Raw genomic sequence first — 1,879 nt, 5'->3', positions numbered from 1 at the left:
AATCCCATCCCCGTATCGATAGAAGGTTTCGGAAGAGGTTTCAACTCACCCTTCGCATTACGCTCATACTGCATGAAAACGAGGTTCCAAATTTCGAGGAATCGGTCCCCATCGCCCCCCATGTAATCCTCAGGACCGTTAAAATGTTCCGCACCCTGATCGACGAAGATTTCCGAACACGGTCCGCACGGTCCAGTATCTCCCATCTGCCAGAAATTATCTTTATCCCCAAGACGCATAATGCGATCTGCGGCAATGTGTTTTTTCCAAATCTCTTCGGCTTCATCATCGCTCTCATGGACGGTAACCCAGAGTTTATCGACAGGGAGTTTCATCACTTCAGTGACAAATTCCCACGCATGGGCAATCGCTTCCTCTTTGAAGTAATCACCAAAACTGAAGTTCCCGAGCATCTCAAAAAACGTGTGGTGACGCGCCGTATGACCGACGTTCTCTAGGTCATTGTGTTTTCCACCCGCACGGATACACGTCTGTGCACTAGTCGCACGTGGGTTAGCAGGGATAGGGATATCGCCCGTAAAGATCGACTTAAACGGAACCATCCCCGCATTGGTGAAAAGGAGGGTTGCATCATCGGGGACAAGTGGGGAACTCGGAACCCGTGCGTGTTGTTTTGATTCAAAAAAGGCTAAAAAAGCTTCGCGGACATCCATCATGGTTTACTCACCGTTAGTAAAAATTGCGCGATTATAGCGAAGAAGGGGTTAAATAAAGAATAAGGATTTTGCTTGTAGCTGATTAATATCTATTCAGCCTCGTTTTGTCACTTTTTTGCTAAACTATATTCCATAAGCAATTACGAGAGGACATTTAACGTGCCAACCGTTCTGAAAATTAAAGACTACCGTTTTTTCTTTTTTTCTCGTGAAGAGGCACGTATGCATATCCATGTCATCTGTCCTGACGGCGAAGCGAAGCTTTGGCTTGAACCGACTATCGAAATTGCAACGAGTTATAAACTCTCAAATGTTCGTCTAAAAGAGATTGAAACAATGACTAAAGAGAATATTGAAACTTTTAAAAATGCATGGGAGGCACACTTTGGAAACTGAAATCACCAACATTTCCCCTAACGGTGTATGGATTCTAACCGAGGGTAAAGAGCTGTTTATGTCTTTTGAAACTTTCCCGTGGTTTAAAGATGCTTCGGTAGCAAAAATCGGCAATGTCGAGACCTATGCAAACGGTCATCTTTACTGGCCGGATTTAGATATTGATCTCACCGTTGATATTATCGAACACCCTGAAAATTTCCCGCTGATTGCGTCGTAGAACTTTATTATGAAAATGAATTATGCAAAAAGTGTTGAATTAGCATTGGCACTTGGATATCAAGAGATACTTGATGAAAATGCCTATCAAGGAAAATATTATATTAAAGATAGGAAAAAATGGATTCATTCTATTGAAGCATTAAAAGCTAAACTAGGAGTTATATCTAATGATGAACTCATTGCTTTAGATTAGGATGTCGAAAACTATCATAGGTATAAAAATCATACAAATAGAATGGTTGATAATTTTTTAATACAACTATACAGTGCTATCACTCATTCAGAAGGTGAAGCTACTTATTTGTCAGACGGTTTTTGGCTACATCCAGATGGAACACTTGAAGACAGAGATAACCGCTAGGAATGCATCCCCGACTTGATCGGGGATAACCACAGAAGAATTACGAAAATGCTCTATTAAGAGCACTAAACATCGCTTTGATCGAGGCTACCGTGATGTCATTATCACACCCTACCCCGAAAAATTTCTCCAAACTTTCCGTCTGAATCTCGATGTACGCGACCGCTTCGGCACTGGAAAGCTCTCCGCGTGAGTGCTCAGAGTACGAGAGGATTTTAAAATT

At 41.9% G+C, this 1,879-nt stretch carries 5 protein-coding genes; 3 read left to right on the top strand and 2 right to left on the bottom strand.

All coding sequences use genetic code 11. The annotated features are described in order from the left end of the window. On the bottom strand, positions 1–674 hold a 674-nt coding region (locus tag JZU62_RS10370; protein ID WP_295014526.1), incomplete at its 3' end, for an alanine--tRNA ligase-related protein. Positions 675–836: 162 nt separating this feature from the next. Here JZU62_RS10370 and JZU62_RS10365 point away from each other — a divergent pair. From JZU62_RS10365 to JZU62_RS10355, 3 genes are read left to right on the top strand one after another with little or no spacing between them, the layout of a single operon-like run. Continuing rightward, complete coding sequence (locus tag JZU62_RS10365) at positions 837–1,073, top strand: DUF4160 domain-containing protein (RefSeq protein ID WP_295014524.1); 237 nt, start codon at positions 837–839, stop codon at positions 1,071–1,073. After that, on the top strand, positions 1,063–1,293 hold the full coding sequence (locus tag JZU62_RS10360; RefSeq protein WP_295014522.1) for a DUF2442 domain-containing protein: 231 nt from the start codon (positions 1,063–1,065) through the stop codon (positions 1,291–1,293). Before JZU62_RS10365 ends, JZU62_RS10360 begins: the two co-directional genes overlap by 11 nt. 9 nt (positions 1,294–1,302) lie before the next feature. Beyond that, a complete protein-coding gene (locus tag JZU62_RS10355; protein ID WP_295014520.1) occupies positions 1,303–1,488 on the top strand; it encodes a hypothetical protein in 186 nt (61 codons plus the stop codon). Between the two features lie 208 nt (positions 1,489–1,696). On the opposite strand, the gene JZU62_RS10350 is transcribed toward JZU62_RS10355, so the two are convergent. Next, a partial coding sequence (locus JZU62_RS10350) for an alpha-isopropylmalate synthase regulatory domain-containing protein (protein WP_295014518.1) occupies positions 1,697–1,879 on the bottom strand: 183 nt, incomplete at its 5' end.

It is taken from the genome of Sulfuricurvum sp., assembly GCF_019163035.1.
Lineage (GTDB): Bacteria > Campylobacterota > Campylobacteria > Campylobacterales > Sulfurimonadaceae > Sulfuricurvum.
This window is presented reverse-complemented; position numbering and strand designations above follow the sequence as displayed.

Excerpts from the sequence above, each read along its gene's own strand:
- JZU62_RS10355 (WP_295014520.1), top strand. The coding sequence starts at position 1,303 with ATGAAAATGAATTATGCAAAAAGTGTTGAATTAGCATTGGCACTTGGA.